Source organism: Pseudomonas fluorescens (assembly GCF_001307275.1).
Lineage (GTDB): Bacteria > Pseudomonadota > Gammaproteobacteria > Pseudomonadales > Pseudomonadaceae > Aquipseudomonas > Aquipseudomonas fluorescens_AA.
Genome location: NZ_CP012831.1, coordinates 5,135,695 through 5,157,039 on the forward strand (window position 1 = coordinate 5,135,695; position 21,345 = coordinate 5,157,039).

The window sequence follows — 21,345 nt, forward strand, 5'->3', positions numbered from 1 at the left end:
AGGTGTGCGCGGCTTGAGAGAACCTGAATGTTACTGGCAAGTTTTTTTGGTGTGGTCATGGGCTTGCTCCTTGGCCTGACGGGGGCGGGCGGCGGCATCCTGGCGGTGCCGGCGTTGGTGTTGGGCCTGGGCTGGAGCATGACCCAGGCCGCGCCGGTGGCGTTGTTCGCGGTGGGTAGCGCGGCGGCGGTGGGGGCCATCGACGGGCTGCGCCATGGCCTGGTGCGCTACCGTGCGGCCCTGCTGATCGCACTGCTGGGCGCGGTGTTTTCGCCGCTGGGCATCTACCTCGCCCACCAGCTCTCGGAAAAAATCCTGATGATGCTGTTCAGCCTGCTGATGGTGCTGGTGGCGGCGCGCATGTTGCGTCGCGAAACGCCGCAAGTGGGGCCCAGTGATCATGGCGCCGCCAGTTGGGGCCAGAAAAACTGCATGCTCGACCGCCAGACCGGCCGCCTGGCCTGGACGCCTCGTTGCACCGCCACGCTGTCGGCATTGGGCGCAGTGACCGGTATGGTCTCGGGGTTGCTCGGCGTGGGGGGCGGCTTCCTGATCGTGCCGGCGTTCAAGCAACTGACCGATGTGCAGATGCGCGGGATCGTCGCGACGTCCTTGATGGTCATCAGCCTGATTTCGTTGATTGGCGTGGTGGGCGCGTTTCATGCCGGGGTGAGCATCGACCGGGTAGGGATGGCGTTCATTGCGGCGAGCATCGTCGGGATGGTGCTCGGGCGGCGAGTGGCAGCCAAGGTTCCGGCCCGGGCGCTGCAAGTGGGGTTCGCCGGGGTGTGCCTGGGGGTAGCGTTGTTCATGTGGGTGCGGGCGTAGCCGCCCTGAACCGGGCCGCGGGAGGCCTTACCGTTCGTCGAAACTCCCCACCTACCTGTTAGTTCCGACAGTAGCCGATCCGGCTCATGTGGTGCCAAATCCGACCTATCGCGTCGCGATCTGAAAAGCCACCGCATCGTGCTGGATAAAGGAACTGGCCATGACTTTTTTTCGCCTTTATTTACCACCCCGCAGGCCCTCCAGCGACGGGCATCTGTCACTGTGGCCGCTCATCATCGCAGGTATGGCCAGCCCCATTGTGGACGGCGATGGCGGTATTGGCCTGGGCGTGGTGGAGGACCACGAAGAGGGGGTTTTTTGCATCATCGATCCGTGGAGCGCCCCCATGCAAGCGGGCGACATCGTTGATCTCTACCTGGACTCGAATGTTGTCTGGCACCACGAGCTGCTGGCTGACGAAGAGAACGAACCCCTGTTCTTTTTCGTCAGCAGGGAGTGGTTCGTGCCCGGCTGGATCGAACGTTGCTACTACGTGCTGCTTCGCAAAGATGAAACGGCACCCGACGATCCGTCCGCCGCACTGCGGTTGCTGGTCAAGCTGGACCGACCCGGTGGCCGCGACAAGGAGCCGCACCTGCCGGGGCACTCGGAACTCAAGAGGGTGCAATTGCCGCCGGAAGTGATCGCTCAGGGTGTCGATGCCGCATGGGCCGCCAAAGGCGTGCCCATGACGATCCTGCCCTATCCCAACATTGCTGTGCGCGATGTCATCCAGGTGAAATGGGGCAGTGTCTTCCTTGACCCCCTGGTGCTGACACCTGAGCAGGCAGAGGGTACACAGCCCATCGAAGTCATCGCCGATCAGGCCAAGATCCTGGCAGGTGGCGACAGTAATGCGTTGCTGGTGCAGTACGAGGTGCATGACGAGGTGTGGAACTACTCGGAAAAATGGTCGATCTCCACCACCGTGAAAGTCGATGCCGGGGCTTGGCGCCTGGTCGCGCCGATCATCGAGGACGCGATCGACGGCATCATTGACCTCAAGGCATTGAACCAGCAGGACGTCACCGTACAAATCCTTGTTCGAACGGAAGAATTCGATATCGGTGACACGGTGACAATGACCTGGATCGGCACGCCACAAGTCGGCAAGCCGCTGATCCACACCCAGGCGCACGAAATCACGAATATACCCAGCATCCTTCCCTTGAAGGTTCCTTACGCGGAAGTCCGCGCCATTGCCATGGGGTCGGCCGACGCTTCGTATGTGTTGACGAAAAAAAACGGTGGTCCGCCGCTTTCTTCCAAGCATGCGTTTGCCAGTGTGGTGGGCGATGTTTATGCGCATCCCGCCCCGTTTCTGCGCGAGCAAGTGGGTGATAGCCTGGACCCGGACACCTTGATGGCCAGCGTGGACATTGCATACCCGGGTATCGCCAACGGGGATGTCATCGAGCTGATCTGGGAGGGCCTGCGATCCGACAGCACGCCGTATGTGTACCCGCAAACACATACGGTCAGCCGGAATGAAGCCGAGGACAAATCGGTCACGCTTTATGTCAGCGCCGAACACATCAGCGTACTTGCCAATGGCCGCCTCGACCTGTGGTACCAGGTCTCCAATGACCAGGCGGCGGTCTACGGGGTGAGCGAATCCGAACACCTGCTGGTCAAGGTCCAGGCCCCGATAGCGACGCTGCCGCCGCCCAAGGTCCCGGACGCCCCGGACGGCGTTCTCGATCCGTCAAAAATCTTCGACAAGGTCAAGGTGCTGGTCGAGTATGAGGGCACGGTCAAAGGCGACATCCTGACGTACTACTGGACCGGCTCCAATCCTCTCGCGAGCACCAGCAGTTGGATTCCGATCACGGCGGTGTCCGCCGGCCAACCCGTGTCATTCCGAGTGGATGCCGATTTCGTGACGGGCAATATCGGCCAGACCGTCAAGGTACGCTATACCCTCAAGCACGCCAATGGGACCTACAGCTACTCAGCAACGCTGGACCTGTTGATCGGTTTCCTGGTTGGCGAGTTGCCCCCACCCAAGGTTATCCAGGCACCCGACGCGCTCCTTGATCCATTCAACGCGCTTGCGGGTGTCGATATCGAGATCGGCTACGAGAGCATGGAGCCAGCGCTGGACACGGTCATCTTGAAGTGGCTGGGCACCCCCGGCCCAGGTACGTCCGAGGATCTGGAGCAACCGGGGGATCAAAGCGGCAAGGTACAGTTTCATTTGGACGCGTCGTTCGTCGGGGCCAATATCAGCCGGGTGGTCAGCGTGGGTTATGACGTCGAGCGCTACGGGTTTATCACGCCGTCCGAGAGCCTGCCGTTGACCATCAGCGCCTTTGCAGACCCGGATACTCAACTACCACATCCGCAGGTTACCCAGGCGAATGCGGACCGCCAGGAGCTGAACCTGGCGACCTTCCGCGGCAACGCTGAGGCCACGGTGAGCAAATGGCCGTTCAGTGCCGCCGGGCAAAAGGTCTGGCTGCGTCTAGAAGGGCAGACCGATAACGCCACGTCCTACGATATTCCCCTACTGGCAGGCGCAAGCATTTCCGAGGGACAGGCCAGCAGCGGGTTGCGCGAGTCGGTACTGCGTAGCGAGCTGGAAAAGCTCGGCCACAATACGCCGCTGGACGTCATTTGCAGGGTGAGTTTCTCCGGTGAAGCGGAAGAGGCCAATACCCTTGAGTTTCCCGTCACTCACTACACCTTCAAGGTCCGGCATGACTGGGTCGTGCCCGATATCCGGAGGGTCTACGACACCTGGGGCGATATCGGTGAGGGTGGCTATAGCGTCGACACCCGCGTGACGCTGAGTGGTGTCGCCACGCCGGAGTCGACGCTCGAGTTCTTTGATGATACCGCTGGGGTGGGGACGGCTTCCGTGGTATTGGAGGGCGACTGGACATTTCCCCTGAGCGGCTTGCAGCCCAAGGATTATCGTCTGACGGCCCAGGCCCGGGACGGCAGCGGCAATGTCTCGAACCGTCGGACCTTCACGGCCGTGCGCCTGGTGCCGCCCACCCTGGACTCGGTGACCGACTCCAGGGGCGAACTCGCCAACGGCGACACCACTGTCGACACCCGCGTCACCCTGGCCGGCAAGGCCAGCGCCATGCAACGGGTGGAAATCTTCGACAACACCACCGTCTCACTGGGCAACGCGACCGCCAACGCCGCTGGCGACTGGAACCGGGACGTCAGTGCCTTGAGTGTCACTAGACACAGCCTGACCGCCAAGGCCCTCTATGGCGATGGCGTCGTCTCCAGTGCCCGGACGTTTACCGTGACCGCCCTCACGGCTCCCTTGATTACCTCCGTACAGGACTCCAAGGGCGAGCTCGACAATGGCGACACCACCGTCGATACCCGTGTCACCCTGACCGGCAAGGCCAGCATCCAGCAAGAGGTGGAGATTTTCGACAACCTCACGGTGTCCCATGGCCGCAAGAAAACCGACGACAACGGTAACTGGGACCTGGTCATCAGCGGCTTGAGCGTGACCGGCCACAGCCTGACGGCCAAGGCGATCTATGGCAACGGTCAAACGTCTGCCGCGCGGACGTTCACCGTGACCGCGCTGACCGTTCCCTCGATTACCTCGGTACGGGATTCCAGGGGCGAGCTCAACGATGGCGACACCACTGTCGATACCCGTGTCACCCTGACCGGCAAGGCCAGCATCGAGCAAGAAGTGGAGATCTTCGACAACCTCACGGAGTCCCATGGCCGCAAAAAAACCGACGGCAGCGGTAACTGGACCCTGGACATCAGCGGGTTGAGCGTGACCGGCCACAGCCTGACGGCCAAGGCCCTCTATGGCAGCGGTCAAACGTCTACCGCGCGGACCTTTACCGTCACCGCGCTGGCGGTTCCGTCAATTACCTCCGTACGGGACTCCAAAGGCGAGCTCGACAATGGCGACGTCACCGTCGACACCCGCGTCACCCTGACCGGCAAGGCCAGCATCGAGCAGGAAGTGGAAATCTTCGACAATCTCACGGTGTCCCATGGCCGTAAAAAAACCGACAACAATGGCAACTGGGACCTGGTCATCAGCGGGTTGAGCGAGACCGACCACAGCCTGACGGCCAAGGCGCTTTATGGCAGTGGCGCAACGTCGACCGCGCGAACCTTTACCGTTACCGCCCTGGACAGACCAACTATCGCGTCGGTGCGGGATTCCAAGGGCGAAGTCAGGAACGGGGGGACGACGTTGGACACCCGCGTGACCTTGGCCGGCAAGGCCAGTGTCCGGCAAGAGGTGGAGATTTTCGACAACCTCACGGTTTCCCATGGCCGTAAGAGGGCTGACGATAACGGAGACTGGGACCTGGTCGTCAGCGGATTGAGCATGACCAACCATAGTTTCACCGCTAAGGCGATCTATGGCGATGGTGCCAGTTCCGAGGCGCGGACCTTCAAAGTCACCGCCATCCTCACTCCGACGCTCACCGACATCGCCGACAGCCGAGGTTCGGTGGTCGGCAAGGCCACCGTCGAGACCCGCGTCACCGTGACCGGCACGGGGAGCAGTGGTCAACGTATCCAACTGCGGGACGCAGACGCCGATATCGGCAGCCCAGTCGATATCCCGGACAACGCCACCACCTGGACGGCCAATCTCACGGGCCTGACGGTCAAGGGCTACAACCTCAAGGCCAAGGCGCTCTATGACAATGGCCAGGAATCAGGGACGCTGGCCTTTTCCGTCACGGCCAGCCTGACTCCGACACTCACCGATATCACCGACAGCCAAGGCTCGGTGGTCGGAAAAGCCACCGTCGAGACCAGCGTCACCGTCACTGGTACCGGGAGCAGCGGTCAGGGAATCCAGCTACGGGACGCAAATGCCAATATCGGCAGTCCGATCAATATTCCGGGCAACGCCACCACCTGGACGGCCAACCTCACGGGCTTGACGGCCAAGGGCTACAGCATCAAGGCCAAGGCGCTCTATGGCAATGGCCAGGAGTCGGGAGCGCTGGCCTTTTCCGTGACGGCCGGCATTACCCCGACAATCACCGATATTACTGACAGCCGAGGCTCGGTGGTCGGCAAGACCACCATCGAGACCCGTGTCACCGTCAGCGGGACGGGCAGCAGTGGTCAAAGTATCCAGCTACGGGACTCAGGGGCCAATATTGGCAGCCCGATCGACATTCCGGCCAACGCCACCACCTGGACGGCCGAACTCACAGGCCTGAGTATCAAGGGCTACGACATCAAGGCCAAGGCGCTCTATGGCAACGGCCAGGAGTCGGCGGCGAAGGCCTTCTTCGTGACCGCTAACGTTGCCCCCACGCTCTCCGACATCCGTGACAGCAAAGGCAGTGTGGTCGGCGGTGTCACCGTGGAGACCAGCGTCAGAGTCACCGGCACAGGCAGTTCCGGACAACGCATCCAGCTACGGGACGGGAATACCAATATTGGCAACCCGATCAATATCCCCGCCGTCGGTACGAACTGGGAGACCACCCTCACGGGGCTTTCGGCCAAGGCGTATGGGCTCAAGGCCAAGGCGCTGTATGGCAATGAACAGGAATCGGCGGCGAAGGCCTTTACCGTCACCGCCCTCAGGTCGCCCGCCATCACATTCATCAGGAACGCAGCCAACGTCGATATTCCCCCTAATGGCTCCACCACCGATACTCAGGTCACGGTGCAGGGTAATGCGAGCAGTCTTCAGCATGTGAAGATTCTGGACAACGGCGGCGACAAGGGCGATGCCCAGGCAAACGCTGCGGGCGATTGGAGTAAGTTGGTGACAGGATTGGGAGTGGGTGCCCACCCCATGACAATCCGGGCTTTGTACGGCAGCGGGGTGCCGGATTCGGCGGTGAGAACCTTCCACGTGGCGCAGGCTTTGCCGCCGCTGGTGTTCAACACTTCGCCGGTTACCCTGAGCGGCAGGATCTATATCATCTACGGGTCGCATGTGCTTCCGGCGTTTGGCGCCGGCACCTCGGTGCACCATCAAGCCAGTGGTGGTCGACCCGGCTACAGCTACAGGTCCAGTAACGCCGCTGTCGCAGTGGTCGATGGCAATGGCTGGGTAACGGTCCGGTCGAGGGGCCAAACCACCATTACCGCGCGGGACGCCGCAGGCCAGGAGAAGAGCTACAGCGTCTCGGTCACGGGGGTCATTCTGTGCGAGGGAGTGGGGGGAGGAACTTGGCCCCAGATCAACAGCAATACCGCAGCACGAGGCGCACGGATGCCGTCCATGGGCGAGCTTCGTGAAATCTACAATACCTATGGAAATCGCTGGCCCTTGGGGAACGGCTATTATTGGTGCAAGGACGTAGCCGCCACGTGGCCAGTGACCCGATACTATATGAAGAACCTGGTCAACGGCACGGAAGCCCATGTCCAATATTATGGCAATGCCTTCGGTGTCGGCCTGAAATAGTTCGCCTTGGGCCAACTCAGCGACTAGCCCGTGGCGAGCCCTTTGGCACACCCACCTGTGGCGAGGGAGCAAGCTCCCTCGCCACAGGTGCAGTGCCCAGCCAGCCCCGACCATTCGTCTGCAAACCGCTCAAACCTGTCAGCTCTGACAGTAGTCAGCGAACACGCGCCACGTCATAAATCACTCCATCGTCCTTTCCGCGACCGGAGTGCCCGTCATGCTGACTCAACCGAAAAAAGACGTCTCAACGCTGGCCCTGCTTCCCCCGGACATCCCCGGGCGCACCGAGCAGGATCTGCCTTCGGGCGAGTGGGGCCTTAACTTCGCCGCGGTCCAGGGCAATTTTCCCAACAAGGGACTGAAGGTTTACATTCCGCCCTGGGCGACGCTCATGGACATCGGTGACAACGTCAAGTTGCTGTTGGACGGCGGGGTGGTCGATCAGCACACGATCACCGACGAGACCGAGCGCAATGAGCGCGTGACTTTGTGGGTCCCGCCAGGACGCTTGCAAACCGGTCCCCACGAGTTGACCTATGTGATCAAGCGACCCAGTCAGGCGGAGGAAACCTACACCCCGCCGGTCAGGCTTTACGTCAAGCTGGAACTGCCTGGCGGCCAGGACACCGACCCTGACCCCGGTTCACATTCCGAGTTGTACATGTACATCGACCCGGCGCTCGTCGAGGATGGCGTGGACCAGGACACCGCCGAAAATGGTGTCGACATCATCGTCCGGGCCAAGCCGGGCAGCCCGAGCCCGTTGCCCTATCCGAACATCGCCGAAGGCGACCTGATCCACTTGAGCTGGGGCGGCGCGCCGGTACCGTGCGCTCCGGTTACCCGGGAGCAGATCGACGACCCGGCCAGCTATCCCATCATCATTCACGTCAGCAAGGAAATCATTCGCGAGGAGGTAGGGGACTCGGGCCCCGAGGGCCTGGCGGTGTCCTTCAAGATCTACGACCTGGTGAACAATGTGTCCGAGGATTGGTGCCGGGAAATACGCCTGGTGGTCGACACCGGCAGTTCGCGGCTGGACGCGCCGATCCTCGAACAGGCCAACGGCAATGTGCTCGACCTGGACACGCTCGGCGATGAAGCACTCAAGCTTCAGGTATGGGCCGATGATATCGACTTATTCGAGAAGGACGATGTGATCATCCTGCGCGTCAAGGGCACCACCCTTGACGGTGACCCGGTAGAGGAGACGGTTCGCCATCCGATCGAAAAGAACCCGCCCGTCGTGGAGGTTGTGTTGTTGTCCAACAGCAGCGCCCGCGCCTTGGCCAAGACCCAGGCGGTGTTCTCCTACAAGCTGGAACGCAATGGCATCGTTATCCAACAGTCCAAGGGCCGCTTCGTCAACATCATCGGCGAGCCCACGGTCCTGGCAGCTCCCATTGCCGAAGATGCCCAGAGCGGTGCGCTCGATCCAGACCTGACCAGCACCCGCATCCGCATTCCCTTCGACGAGCGCATCGAGGAGGGCATGGCCATCGAACTCAAATGGTTCGGGACCCGTCCTGACCAAAGCAGCTACGAACCGGAGCTGGAGTGGTACTTCCCCAGCCGGGAGGAAGTCGAGTCCAAGGACGATTTCTTCATCACCGTCGAGGGCCGCCACCTCAAGACCCTCGAGGGCGGCACGCTGGACCTCTCCTACAATCTGCTCAGCGACGAAAACGGCGAGATCGTCAGGCGCGGCTCGCGACATGCGGCGCTCTTGAACGTGGGCGAACCACAATTCGAACTGGTCAAGGCCATCGTCGATGGGGAACAGGCCGGCGCATTGGAGCCGGGCGACCTGCCCAATGGCACCAGCAAGGTCACCTGTCCCGCCCCGGTGGAGAATCCGAGTAAACCTAATGACAGGGTAAGCTGGCAATTGCTCGATGCCCAAGGTGTGCAGTTGTTCGAGGACTCCAAGACCCTCAATGCACTGAGCGCCGGCAAGAAGGTTGAGTTTCCACTCGGTGCCGCCTTTGTGCAGCAATACTTCGAAGCCCACCGTGGTGAAGAGCTGACCGTCAAATACGACATCTGGCGGTCCGAGACGGGTAAATACAGCTACGCGAACCCCTTGGAGTTTGTGATTGGGGAAGCGCGACAACCGCTGCTCGACCCCGCCAAAGTCCGTGAGGCCGTCGATGATGTGCTGGATCCGGCCAACGCCCTCAACGGCGCCCATATCGACATTGAAGCCAATGACCCTGAAAACGCCGGCGATCATTTTTACGTGACATGGACCACCCAGGATGGCGTGCTTCGATTCGAAGATGACAAAAGCATCACCGGAAACATGCAGGGCAAGCCGGTCGAGTTTCCGGTGCCTCGCAGCGCCGTGCTGGCCAGCGTGGATCAAATCGTCACGATCAGCTATCGGGTGGAGTTGTTCGAAGGTGGAGAAGCGCCCGGGGAGGATTACCAACTGCTGGTAGAGGAGCAGATGTTTGCACTGCCCATCGCTACGTTCAAGGAAGCGACAGGCGAGCAAGAGGACCAACTCAACCCTGACCGTGTCTACCCCAATGGCGCCACTGTCGTCATCAAGGCATCGGCGCTGCTGAAGACCGATGATGAAATTACCGTGACGGTCGTAGGGCAGAGCACGACCCGCTACCCACACACCGTCCTGCCTTCGGAAGCCGACAAGGAGCTGTCATCGATCAAGGTTCCTTACGCGGTGATCAACGCCAATGACGGCAACAGCATCTCCCTGAGTTATACGGTGGTACGCAAGGCCGGTGGGACAGACGGGCCGTCCACCCCCAGCGTGTACGATGTCCGCAAGGTGGTTGGGTCTGGAGCCCTGAAGGTCATGGGCGCGCGCTACAACCGCAGCACCTACCGGGCCTCTGGCAGCAGTCGTGTCTTGAGCGCATTCAATGCCACCACTGGCCAGCCCATCCAGGCACAGTGGAAATACGCCACGGGGGATCAATGGACGACGGCCGACATCTGGCGCGATTCCTCCCCGCATCAACCGCTACAGGTGCGCACGAGCGATGATCAACTGACGCTCAACCCGGCCAACATCATCGGTAACGGTATAGACACCACCGTGACCGGCCTGGCCGCCTTCGTTGCCCATCGCGATGTAGGCGACGTGTTGGGTTGGGGCAATGCCGGCTATGGCGGCGCCATTCCCCCCACGATCATCACCATGGACGACATCGTTGAAGTGAGCTGCACACGCAGCGCCTATGCGGGCCGTCGGTCCAACAGTGCCGTGGTGACCTGGGGCACTTCCGCCGAAGGCGGGCTCATGACCGGGATCGATCCGTTGAATTTCACCCAGGTCGTGGGCAATGCCACGGCGTTCGCCGGTTTGAAAAACACCCGCAAGGTCGTCGCCTGGGGCGTGGCGGCCGCCGGTGGGACGGTGCCCGAGGCGATCGGCAACTTGAGCGACGTCGTCGAAGTGATCGCCGGCGGACTGGCGTTCGCGGCCCTTCGGGAGACCGAACAAGTCGTGGCCTGGGGGGATGCCACGACCGGCGGAACGGTCCCGGCTGACATCGCAGGCTTCACCGATATCAAAACCGTCCTCGGTAATTACAATGCGTTTGCTGCCCACCGCCGTAATGGTCGAGTCGTGGCCTGGGGCAGTGCAACGGCGGGTGGCACCGTCCCGCCTGCCATCGCCGCGATGACCATCATCGAACTGAGCTGTGGCAATGCCCAGGCCTTCGCCGCCAGGAATGATCAGGGCCAGGTCGTCGCTTGGGGAGCTGAAGAGTATGGCGGCACAATCGACCCCTTGATTGGAGGATTGACGGACATTATCGAAGTCTGCTCCACCTGGCGCGCTTTCGCGGCACGCCGAGAGAACGGCCACGTAGTGGCCTGGGGCAGACCGGCGGAGGGTGGCGAGGTACCCGGGGATATCGCAGGCCTGGATGACATTGTCCAAGTGGCCGGCTCGTCGATGGCCTTTGCAGCCCTGCGAAAAAACGGCACGGTGGTGGCGTGGGGCAACGCAACGGTCGGCGGCGATACCTCGGCGGTGGTTGGGCAGTTGACGCAAGTTCAAGCGCTCTACAGCAACACCCACGGTTTCGTGGCACTGACCGCCGACGGTCGAGTGGTGACGTGGGGGCATGCCGGAGGAGGGGGCGATAGCAGCGCCGTGCAAGACAGGCTGGAGGGCAAGGTTTCCTACAAGGCCAACGCGTCCTCGAGGGGGAGGGCACTCAAAGCCAACCAGTTGGCCGGTATTGTCCGGCAATCCCTTTGACGCTTGGACGTCTGGCGGGCCGCGGCTGCGCCGGACGTCATTCCTTCAGGAACCATCGACATGCCAGTCACTTTGGATTTGCAAGAACCTTCCGTGGACGAAGCACCGGGAAACGTGTTGGATCCGCAGAGCCTTCCGCCCGAAGGCGCGACGGTCCGGGTCAAGGCCTATGATCCGATGAAGTTCCGAGACAACGTCATGTTGCATTTTCATGGCGAACTCATCGACTTCATTCCAATCAGCGCCGGTGCGGTGGACCGTGATGTGGAATTTCCCGTGGGTGCTCAAACATTCATCGATCACGCCCAGGACAATGTTGTGCTGGTGCACTACGAGGTGCAGTTCGAAGGCGTCGGCACACCGCAGAAATCCGGGGTCCTGACATTGAGATTGAGCGCCGGCTTCGAAGACGATGCCATGCTCGACCTGAGCGACAGGAATTACATCGCCGCCGTTGAGAAACCACCCCTGCAAGTCCCCGATTTCGCGCACCTGACCCGCGTGGCGGAGTGGGGCAATGCGCCCTACACATACAGCAGCAGCGACCTGCAAATCGCCAGTGTCGATGAGCACAGCGGTCAGATCACCGTTCGCCGCAACGGTCAATGCACCATCAGCGCCACCGACAGCAGCACACCGCAGCAAACCCAAAGCTTTTCGCTGACGGTCAGGGGTATTCGGGAACTGCATTTCCTGACCCATGATGCTCACTGGGACGGCATGCAAAACGCTTGTACGGCGGCGGGGCTTGAGCCCGTGACGCTGGCGCAGATCAAGCAGTTCTGGACGCTGTACAGGGCTGGCTTGCCGCAAGGCGAGGGTGTGGGAACCTATCTGGGCTGGCTGAACTATCCCATCTGGACTGGCACCCTGGTGGGAGCTGGAACGGCATGGCACTACGACCTCAATGGCGACTCGGTCAACGACAACGCCAGCAGTTCGGACCTCCAGACACACCATCAGGCGGTAGGTATTTCCCGGCCATGAACACGCGTACGGGCCACCTGATGCTTGCGCTGCTGTTATCGATTGCCGCGTTGGCGGCTATGACGGTTAAGGCGGCGACGGGCCCTGAAGTGGCGCAACTGCTCAATCGTAATTTCCAGTTCACCCCTAGTGAATGTGCGGCGCAAAAACCCGCCCATGCTTGCAGCGGTGTATTGGCGCGGGGCAGTTCGCCAGGGCGATTCTGGGAGGTCGATCCGGTGTCGTCGCAACTGGGGGCACAAAGTTTCACCTACCTGCGCGCCGATCTGGGTACTCGCTCCCTGGCGCAACCCAACGGGGTACTGCTCAGCGACGGGTTCACCGCCATCAGCCAGGGCAAGACGCTGGATGTACTGTGCGCCTATCCTTTCCCATTCACCCTGCAAGCCAACCGTCCCGACTTTGGTTGCGGCTGGATCGCGGCCAATGCCACGGCGGACTCTTCCTCGTGTGCGGTCCAAGGCGTCAGCGATGCCCAAGGCTGGCTCGAACATTTCCGCCGGCAAAACCAGCAACCCACGGCCCAATGCTCCTTGAGTAGCCTGGAACCTGAACCGTTCAAGGCCAGCCTGGTGGCCCACGAAGGCCTCGACAGCACCTGGTCGGTTAAGCCCATGCAAGTCCAGGTCAGGAACTGGGATGCCAGCGCGCCGAGGCAGATGCCGATGCTCGGCCTGTTCTACGACGTCACCCAGGCCGGCGCCTTGCTCGGTGCATTGAAGGATCAACGTGACTATTTCAACGCCACGGGGGATTGGTTGCCGATCCTGCGCATGGACTTGAGCCGGGCGCCGGAGGCGGTGTTCGGTTTCAATCTTCAGGATCAGTTGTACATCGGCCATCAGGTTGCCGCGAAGATGAATGCGCGTTTCGACGCCACTGCCGCAACCTGCCGGGATGAACAGCCGGCGTTCAAATGCAATGGGGTTTTGATTCGGGCTGCGGACGCATCCCCCAATTTTCACGCTTGGAACCCAAGCGACAATTCGATTGGACGCAACGGGATTTCATTTTCCTACATCAGAGCCGATGTCGGCACTGTACGGTTGGCGGGTACGCAGGGGTACACGCTCAAGGAAACTTTTGCACCGACAGGTCATCCGGTGACCCTGCGCTGCGCTTACCCCGCCAATGCCGGGACCAATGCAATTCCCGACAGCTGTCGCGCCAGTTGCAGGTCCCTGGGGGTCATTACCGTCGCAGCCTGGCGCTCAAGATATGCCAGCACCCCACACACCAGCTGTGCTTTTGAAATGACGCCCGGGGCTTTTCAGCTCAGCGTCGACGTGCGTCAGTCCATCACTCATTCGTCCTATGTAGGCGCCTGGAACGAAATCATCATTGCGGTCTGGCCCAATGACATTCCCCGGGAGCTTCCCATCGAAGCGTTTTTCTACACGTCGGGAAATGCAACGGGGTTGGCCAATGCCAGATTCATCCAGCGTGACTATCTGGAGCAGACTGCGCTCTTCCTGCCCATCGTGCGCTTGAACCTTGCCGCACCCCAGGTCCATCCATTTGCCTTCGACGCGCAGGATCAAACGGTCCAAGGCACATCGATGCAAACGCTGACCGAAGGCATCACACCCAATCCGAACCCCCAAGGATGGTGATGACTGAATGAAAAGGTATTCGGGCGTGCCCAGCCTGAAGTCGGAGCGATCTCATCGGATGACCCATGGAGCACCGATCATGCCGTTAATCCGCATCCTGGCACTTGTCCTGCTGTTCGTGGGAGGACCGGCGCTTGCCATCACTGGCCCGGAAGTCGCGCAATTGCTCAACAGTCGCTACCAGAACACCGCGACGCAATGCGTGGGCAACAACCCGGCGTACTTCTGCAGCGGTGTGCTGGTGCGCGCAAGCCAAGGCGTGGACGAGTTCTGGAAACACGGCGCGGTGTCCGCTCAGTCAGGCGCCGAGGGTTTCGCCTACCTGCGGGCCGATCTGGACACCCGCGGGCTGACGCAGGCAAACGGCGTGATCTTTACCGATCAGTTCACCGCCATCGGCCAGGGCAAAACCCTCGACGTGTTGTGTGCCTATCCCTTCGAGATGACCCTTGCAGGCAACCGCCCTGACCATGGCTGTGGCCTGTCAGCGGCAACCGTCGCCACGCAAGACGTCAGCTCATGCGCCGCGCTAGGGATCGGCGATGCTCCTGGTTGGCTCGCCCATTTCCAGCAACAAGACCAGCAGCCCGAGCGGCAATGCTCGCTGAGCAGCCGCGATCCGGCACAGTTCAAGGCCAGCCTGGTGGCCCATCAACTGATCGATGACACGTGGTCGGCCAAGCCAAATTTGCTGTTGGTCAGGAACTGGGATGCCCAGGCTCCCAAGCAGATGCCTTTGCATGGCCTGTTTTATGACTCGACAAAAACGGGGGCATTGCTGGGTGCGCAAAAGGATCAGCGCGACTACTTCAACGCCACGGGGGATTGGTTGCCGATCCTGCGGATGGACCTGACCCAGGCACCGGATGCGGTGTTTGGCTTCAATCAGCAGGACCAGCTCTACATCGGCTATCAGGTCGCGTCGAGGCTCAATGCCCGCTATGCCGATACCGCCATGGCCTGTCCCGGCGATACGCCGGCCTATAACTGCAATGGCGTGCTGATTCGAACCACCGACGCTTCATCGGCGTTCCATGCATGGAACCCCAGTGACGGTTCCATAAGCCGCAATGGTGTTTCATTTTCCTATATGCGGACGGATGTGTATTTGTCCAGACTCGCCTGGGCCAAAAACCAGGGGCTGATCATGAAGGAGCTGGCAGCCCCCACCGGGTACCCGCTCAAGGTCCGTTGTGCTTACCCCTATGACGGCGCCACGTTTTATCGCTCGAGCAGTTGCAACGAACACACCGGCGCACCGCAAGTAAGCACGCCCTGCGCCGACCAGGGCATTACGACTGAACAGCAATGGCTAGCGCATTTTAATGCGCTGGCCAGCAAATTTACGTCCTGCAGCTTCACAGGCGAAACACTGCCCTTTGCTGTGAGCCTCAAGGCCAGGGCATTACTGGATATTGCGGTGCAAAGGGGGCAACACAATGAACTCATCATTGCCAATTGGCCCCAGAACATTGGTGAACAACTGCCGCTTGAAGCCTTCTTTTACGTCGCTGAAGTGGCCAAGCCCAACGCAGTGTTCTTTCAGCGCGATTACTTCCAGCAGACCGGGCGCTACCTGCCGATCATGCAGGTGGATCTTGCCGCAACGGATGGCAAGGTCTTCACCTTCGATCCGCAGGATCTGGTGCTTCCCAAGCCGAAAATCCTGAAAGCCGCCCACAATGGCGAAGGACCTGAGTTGGACCTGAATCAGGTAACAGGTGGCGCCAGGCTGAACATCGACGGCTGGCCGCACATGGCGATAGATCAGTATGTATGGCTGCGCCTGAAGGGGGAAAAGACAGACGGTTCGCAACATGACTATCAAGTATGGGTAGCCCCGTCGCGGGTCACGCCGGTGGAGTACGATCGCGGCTATCTGTATACCGATATCCCCTACAGTTACCTGCAGGCGCTACGCGACGGCAGTACGCTCACGGTAGAGTTCAAGGTTGCGTTCACTTCGAGCACCGACGAGAACCTGGCTTTTCCTTTCCCGCTGCGCACCTATACCGTCAACGGGCAGGTCGTACCGCTGGCCCCTTCGGTGAAAGAAGCCGATGGCACGACCCTGAACCCGATCAATGCCACGGACTCGCTGAACATCGTGGTACCCGCCGACATCGCGCTGCTTCCCGATGACAAACTGAAGGTCACCTGGACCGGTGCGCCGGGAACACCTGCGGGTGGCTCCTATACCTCGGGCGAATCGTTGGTCAGCGCCGGGTTGGAGATTCCGATCCCTAACCGGGTGGTGGCCTTTAACCTGGGCAAATCGGTGAAGGTGTCCTATGAGGTCATTCGGGGCAACGAAGATCCCATCCCTTCGCCCGAACTCTCCCTGGCGGTGCAGCCCATCGCCCAGGCCGATCTGCAGGTGGCCAAGCCAAAGATATTGCAGGCGGCCAACGGTGGCGAGGGATCGGAGCTGGACATGAACACGTTGACCGGCAATGCCACCGTGCGTATCGACAGCTGGCCGCACATCGCGACAGGCCAGTACGTGTGGCTGCGCCTGACGGGCACGAAAACCGATGGTTCGGCCTATGAACGCACGCTCTGGGGGCAAGCCAATGGGAGCCGGGTTTCCGAGCAATGGGTCTTGGCTGGCTTCGCAACCAACACCGCATTGATTGGTGAACTGCGGGAGTTGCGCGACGGCAGTACCCTGACAGTGGAGTTCAAAGTCACCTTTGACCAAAGCACCGCCGAAGCCGAGGCGGTGACGTTCCCGTCGCGATCGTACACGGTCCGTGGGCAGCGGCTGCAGGATCACTACACCTCTTTTGAAGGTGGCAATACCCATGGTTGGTACGCGGGACAACTGTTTGAGGTCGTGCACGAGGCCGGCAACGACTTCGGGCGACTGGGATCGGGTCCGGGGGGCAGCGGAGCCGCTGGGATTGCACGCCTGCAACTGCCGTTGCAACCCGGAGTGCGCTATGAGATCAGCTTCGTTGGCCGTACGCCGTCGGGTGCCAATCCCTTGGTTTTCGCATCGAATTATTCAGCGGGGGAGACCATGCTCTATTTCAATCTTTCCAGTGATTGGGCGCCCTATTCAAAAGACTTCACCTTCAGTCAATTACCCGACTACGTGTTGTTTAGTTCGGGCTACAGCCAAGGAGGCATAGTAGACCTGGACAACATTCGTATACGCCAACCATAAGGTCCCGGGCGCCATGTGGTTCGTTGTCTGCCCTGACCATTCATCAACTATCTGCCCGTACCTGTAAGTTTTGACAGTAGACGGCCTCCCTAAAGCACGCGTTAATTCCCTTTCCATCGCGCCACCCGTTGTATCGGCACGCCCCTCGAACGCTGAGCCCAGGTGTCCCATGAACAAGCGATTTCCAGCACGTTATTCGCCTGAAAACCGTCCACTGGAAGGTCTTGATCCTCCATGGTTTCCCGGTTGGACCCAGCCTGTCGAGGACTACGATGGCGGTGTCCCGGCTCGGCTGGCGGAGGGTGGATTGCTCTGTGTCGTCGATCCCTGGACACAGATGGAAGTGGGCGACTCTTTCAAGTTCTACTGGAATGACACGACCACCCCCGTCTGGAGCACCGAAATCGACCTTGCTCAAAAAAATCAGCAACTGGTGTTCCGCATTGAGGAGGGGCATATCGTTCGAGGCGACGCTTTTCCGGTGTTCTACAGTGTGCTGCGAGTAGGCGCCGCGCAGCCCGTGGAATCCCAGCCGCAGTGGAAACTGCTGGTCAAACTGGACCCGCCTGGTGGTTTCGATGAAGAGCAGGGCACCCCGGGACATTCGGGGCTGCGCTATTCGATTCCCCAGGACATCATCGATGACGGTGTTGGGCCGGGTGACACCGGCGGTGTACCGATTACCATCAAGCCTTACCGGTTCATGCGTCGTAACGACCGGATCAACGTGGCTTGGGGTTCAAAGAACGTCTATCACACGGTGGCCGATGGTGAGGTGGAGCAGGAGATTACGATTACCGTGCCCCTGGATGTCATCGAGCAGAACGGTGACAGCGACGCTGTTGCTGTTGCCTACCAGGTGGTGGATGAGTGCGGCAACTACCCTGGCGGGTACTGGCGTTGGTCGGCGGCGACCCAGATTCTGGTCGATTTGAACAACAACCGGCTCGATCCGCCGATGGTGCTGGTCAACGATATGCCTGTCGAGGAAGTTGACCTTGAAGTGTTGGCTGGAAATCCCGTCATCGTTCGTGTGAATACCAACCGCTATGAACATGCCGTTGGCGATATTTTGCGCTTGACCTGGCGCGGCACTTCCGCCGACGGTTTCCCGGTGGACGTTGGGCCTCTCGAGGAAACGGTCGAGGCCATTCCCTATTCCTACAACTTCACCATTCCTTATGAAGATGTGGCCGCCATCGCTCGAGGCCGGGCTTCGGTGGAGTATGTGCGGATCAGAAGCGGTGAAGACGATCGTCCTTCGAAGAGCAAGGCCGTGACCGTGGTCGGCGATTATCGTCGTTATGGCCCACCCGGTATTGTCGAGGCCACTGGTAATACACTTGATCCGGACCTGAACTTCTATACCTTGTCCGTCCCTGACTATGCGGGGCGCAGCCCCGGCGATCGGATCATCATCGTGTGCGAAGGCCTCACTGCCTCCGATCATCCGACTTACTACGACGTTCCTGTCATCGTGGCCGGGGAGGTGGCAGGCGAACCGGTGCTGGGAAACTTGCCCAAGGCACAGGTCAAGCGCCTGGATGGCGGTTCGCTCAAGGTTTATTACAGCGTGAACGGTCAACCCGATTCGGATGTCTTGGAACTGACCGTGGGTGTCGCGGCGCCTTCGCTGCCCATCCCGACCGTCGTTGAAGCCCCGGACGATATGCTGGACCCGGACGAGGTCAACCCGGCCATCGGGGCCAATGTTATCGTGCCTTATACCGTCACCGTGCGCGATGATGTAGTCGTGCTGCGTTGGCGGGGCTCGTCCAGCAATGCCCCGGACGCTTCAAGAACCTTGAACGCGAACACGGCAGGCAAGCCAGTGCCTTTTACCGTGCCGTTCACCTATGTGAGCGGCAACCTGAACGGGACGGTGGATGTCAGCTATTCCATTACCCGGGGCACCTCCTTGCTGGGCAATTCTATCGTCCGACACCTGAGGGTCGGCTCGGCTCAACTGATCGATCCAACCATCGACTCGGCCAAGGACCCGCATCAAGCCTCAATCGCCAATGGCGGGTATACCGTCGAGACCAGCGTCACCCTCAGTGGCAAGGCGGCGAAGGCCCAGAGGGTGGAGATTTACGAAGGCGACAACTTGAAGGGCACCGCCGAGGCCAATGGCGATGAGGACTGGAGCTTGACTGTCAGCGGCTTGAGCGTGGCCCCCCATATCTTTGTCGCCAAGGCACTCTACGGCGACAATCCAATATCCGGTGCTTGGGGAATCAATGTGGTTGCCGTCACACCGCCGACGATCACGTCGATCAGGGATCCGCATCAGGCCCCAATCGCCAACGGCGGCTATACCCTCGCCACCAGTATCACCCTGAGCGGTAGGGCCTCCATGGGCATGCAGGTACAGATTTTCGACAACGCCGACCTGAAAGGCACTGCCGATGTCGATGGCTACGGTGATTGGAGTCTGTCACTGAGCGGGCTCGCCGAGGGTGCCCATATCCTCAACGCCAAGGCGCTGTATAGCGATCATCCAGAGTCCAATTATTGGGGAATCAATGTAGCGCAGGCACTGGTGATCGATACCAGCCCCGTGTACCTCAACGGGTTCTTCCTGTACATCGGACAACCACGAACCGCCACGCCCATGCCTGCTGGAACGACAGTGACTCGTACCCCCATAACGGGGAACCCCGGATACACGTACTACACGTCAAACGCTGATGTCGCCCGCGTGGATGGCTACGGTACGGTCGAGGGATGGGCTAACGGACAGGCGACGATTACGGTCGCCGATGCTTCTGGGCAAACAGCCGCCTATACGGTGATCCGATCGAACGCCTGGACGATGGCCATGATCGGAACCATTACAGGGGGTGAAGCGGCCAACTGGGCGAACTCCCAAGGGGCGGCGAATTCATTCGCCCAGCCGCCACGTCCGGACGGCGGCACCATGGAAGCCATTCGAACGTACTACGTCGTACCCACGGGTTTTAACTACAGGCATTGGACCGGCGCCTTCGAGAACGGTAATCCCCTATGGCCACTTTGGGCGAACCCCTACACGGGAGAGATCGGAACGCAGGCGATACAGGATTATCTGGGCGCCTACTGTCGGATACCCTATGGCTCGGGCCAGATAATGGCGAGTGCTCCGGAGTCATGACAGGCGCCTGCCTTTTGACCTACGCCAGTCGATACGGACCTCAATCTATGGTGTGGAAGTCAATGCAACCTCGGATGATCATAGCAACCGGCACTGCATCGAAAACCCCAGCGCCACCGATTGCCCTTGCTCCAGCAGGCGCAACCCTGGCCGCCCAGGCAGGTGGTGGGCGTTGACCGGGTGACTGACCGGTTCAATGCAAAAGAAATCCAGGCCCACGGGGCAGTACAGCAGGAAGTAATCGCAGCCGCTGGCCTGGCACGCCAGCTCGTAACCCAGGTCCGGCTGTTGGATCAGGCAATGCCCGTTCCAGCCACCGAAGCCGTTGTCCACGAGGGTGTCCGGCAGTAAGCGGGCCTCCTGGAAGTTCCAGTGTTCGGGCAGGTCGATCCGTTCCGTCGGCAGTTTCGTGGCGTCGCACAGCCAGGCTTCGCTCGCCCGGGTTTGCAGGCGCGTGCCGGCGGTGCGCGGGAAGTATGGGTGCAGGCCGAGGCCATGCCACGCCGGCTGTTTCGCCGTGTGGGTGACGAGCATCGCGATTTGCAACTGGCCGCCGCGCAAGCGGACACGCAAACTGGCGCAATAACCGAACGGGTGCTGACTGTCGAGTTGCAGCAGCGCTTCCTGGGCATTCTGTTCGGTCACTTGCCACGGTTGCTGCCAGGCGCTGCCATGGATGGGGAACGGGTCGTTGGGGCTGTTGGCCTCCAGGGCCAGCCAGCCGCCAGGGCAATCGAAACCGCCGTGGGCGATCCGGTTCGACCAGGGGATCAATGGGAAGCCACCGAGCTTGCCGGGCAGGCCGTTTTCCAGGGCTTGCGGCGCGGGCGGGCGTAGCAGCGGAGCGCCGCTGCTGCGCAAGGTCCAGTCCACCAGGCTGGCACCCAGATGCGGGGCCAGCGTGAGGCGGGTCAGTTCGTCTTCGAGATGCAGAAGAGGTGGGGTCATGGTGGTTGTCTGCTGGATTGAAAAGCAGTGAGGAAATGC

The 21,345-nt window shown here is 60.7% G+C and carries 8 protein-coding genes; 7 read left to right on the plus strand and 1 reads right to left on the minus strand.

The window, feature by feature from the left end:
- The first annotated feature begins 27 nt into the window (after nt 1-27).
- The 7 genes from AO356_RS23030 to AO356_RS23060 all read left to right on the plus strand — a co-directional run bounded on the left by AO356_RS23030 (nt 28) and on the right by AO356_RS23060 (nt 20,358).
- Nucleotides 28-828 carry a sulfite exporter TauE/SafE family protein gene (locus AO356_RS23030; protein ID WP_060741706.1) on the plus strand — a complete coding sequence of 267 codons (801 nt, stop codon included), beginning with the start codon at nt 28-30 and terminating at the stop codon, nt 826-828.
- Between the two features lie 160 nt (nt 829-988).
- Nucleotides 989-7,216 (plus strand): hypothetical protein, encoded by a 6,228-nt coding sequence (locus AO356_RS23035; protein ID WP_060741707.1) that lies wholly within the window; start codon nt 989-991, stop codon nt 7,214-7,216.
- A gap of 217 nt (nt 7,217-7,433) precedes the next feature.
- Nucleotides 7,434-11,456, plus strand: coding sequence for a hypothetical protein (locus tag AO356_RS23040; protein ID WP_060741708.1), 4,023 nt, complete (start codon nt 7,434-7,436; stop codon nt 11,454-11,456).
- Between the two features lie 60 nt (nt 11,457-11,516).
- Nucleotides 11,517-12,443 (plus strand): hypothetical protein, encoded by a 927-nt coding sequence (locus AO356_RS23045; protein ID WP_060741709.1) that lies wholly within the window; start codon nt 11,517-11,519, stop codon nt 12,441-12,443.
- Nucleotides 12,440-14,056, plus strand: a complete 1,617-nt coding sequence (locus AO356_RS23050; protein WP_103308835.1) for a hypothetical protein — start codon at nt 12,440-12,442, stop codon at nt 14,054-14,056. Before AO356_RS23045 ends, AO356_RS23050 begins: the two co-directional genes overlap by 4 nt.
- Nucleotides 14,057-14,081: 25 nt before the next feature.
- Complete coding sequence (locus AO356_RS32190) at nt 14,082-17,225, plus strand: hypothetical protein (protein ID WP_152032442.1); 3,144 nt, start codon at nt 14,082-14,084, stop codon at nt 17,223-17,225.
- Between the two features lie 169 nt (nt 17,226-17,394).
- On the plus strand, nt 17,395-20,358 hold the full coding sequence (locus AO356_RS23060; protein WP_109791097.1) for an Ig-like domain-containing protein: 2,964 nt from the start codon (nt 17,395-17,397) through the stop codon (nt 20,356-20,358).
- 78 nt (nt 20,359-20,436) lie between these two features.
- Here the strand turns inward: AO356_RS23060 and AO356_RS23065 are convergent, their stop codons facing one another.
- Nucleotides 20,437-21,306: an aldose 1-epimerase gene (locus AO356_RS23065; protein WP_060741711.1), complete on the minus strand. Its 870-nt coding sequence runs from the start codon at nt 21,304-21,306 to the stop codon at nt 20,437-20,439.
- Nucleotides 21,307-21,345 lie beyond the last annotated feature (39 nt).

Excerpts from the sequence above, each read along its gene's own strand:
- AO356_RS23030 (WP_060741706.1), top strand. The coding sequence starts at position 28 with ATGTTACTGGCAAGTTTTTTTGGTGTGGTCATGGGCTTGCTCCTTGGC.
- AO356_RS23035 (WP_060741707.1), top strand. The coding sequence starts at position 989 with ATGACTTTTTTTCGCCTTTATTTACCACCCCGCAGGCCCTCCAGCGAC.
- AO356_RS23065 (WP_060741711.1), bottom strand. The coding sequence starts at position 21,306 with ATGACCCCACCTCTTCTGCATCTCGAAGACGAACTGACCCGCCTCACG.
- AO356_RS23050 (WP_103308835.1), top strand. The coding sequence starts at position 12,440 with ATGAACACGCGTACGGGCCACCTGATGCTTGCGCTGCTGTTATCGATT.
- AO356_RS23045 (WP_060741709.1), top strand. The coding sequence starts at position 11,517 with ATGCCAGTCACTTTGGATTTGCAAGAACCTTCCGTGGACGAAGCACCG.
- AO356_RS23040 (WP_060741708.1), top strand. The coding sequence starts at position 7,434 with ATGCTGACTCAACCGAAAAAAGACGTCTCAACGCTGGCCCTGCTTCCC.
- AO356_RS23060 (WP_109791097.1), top strand. The coding sequence starts at position 17,395 with ATGAACAAGCGATTTCCAGCACGTTATTCGCCTGAAAACCGTCCACTG.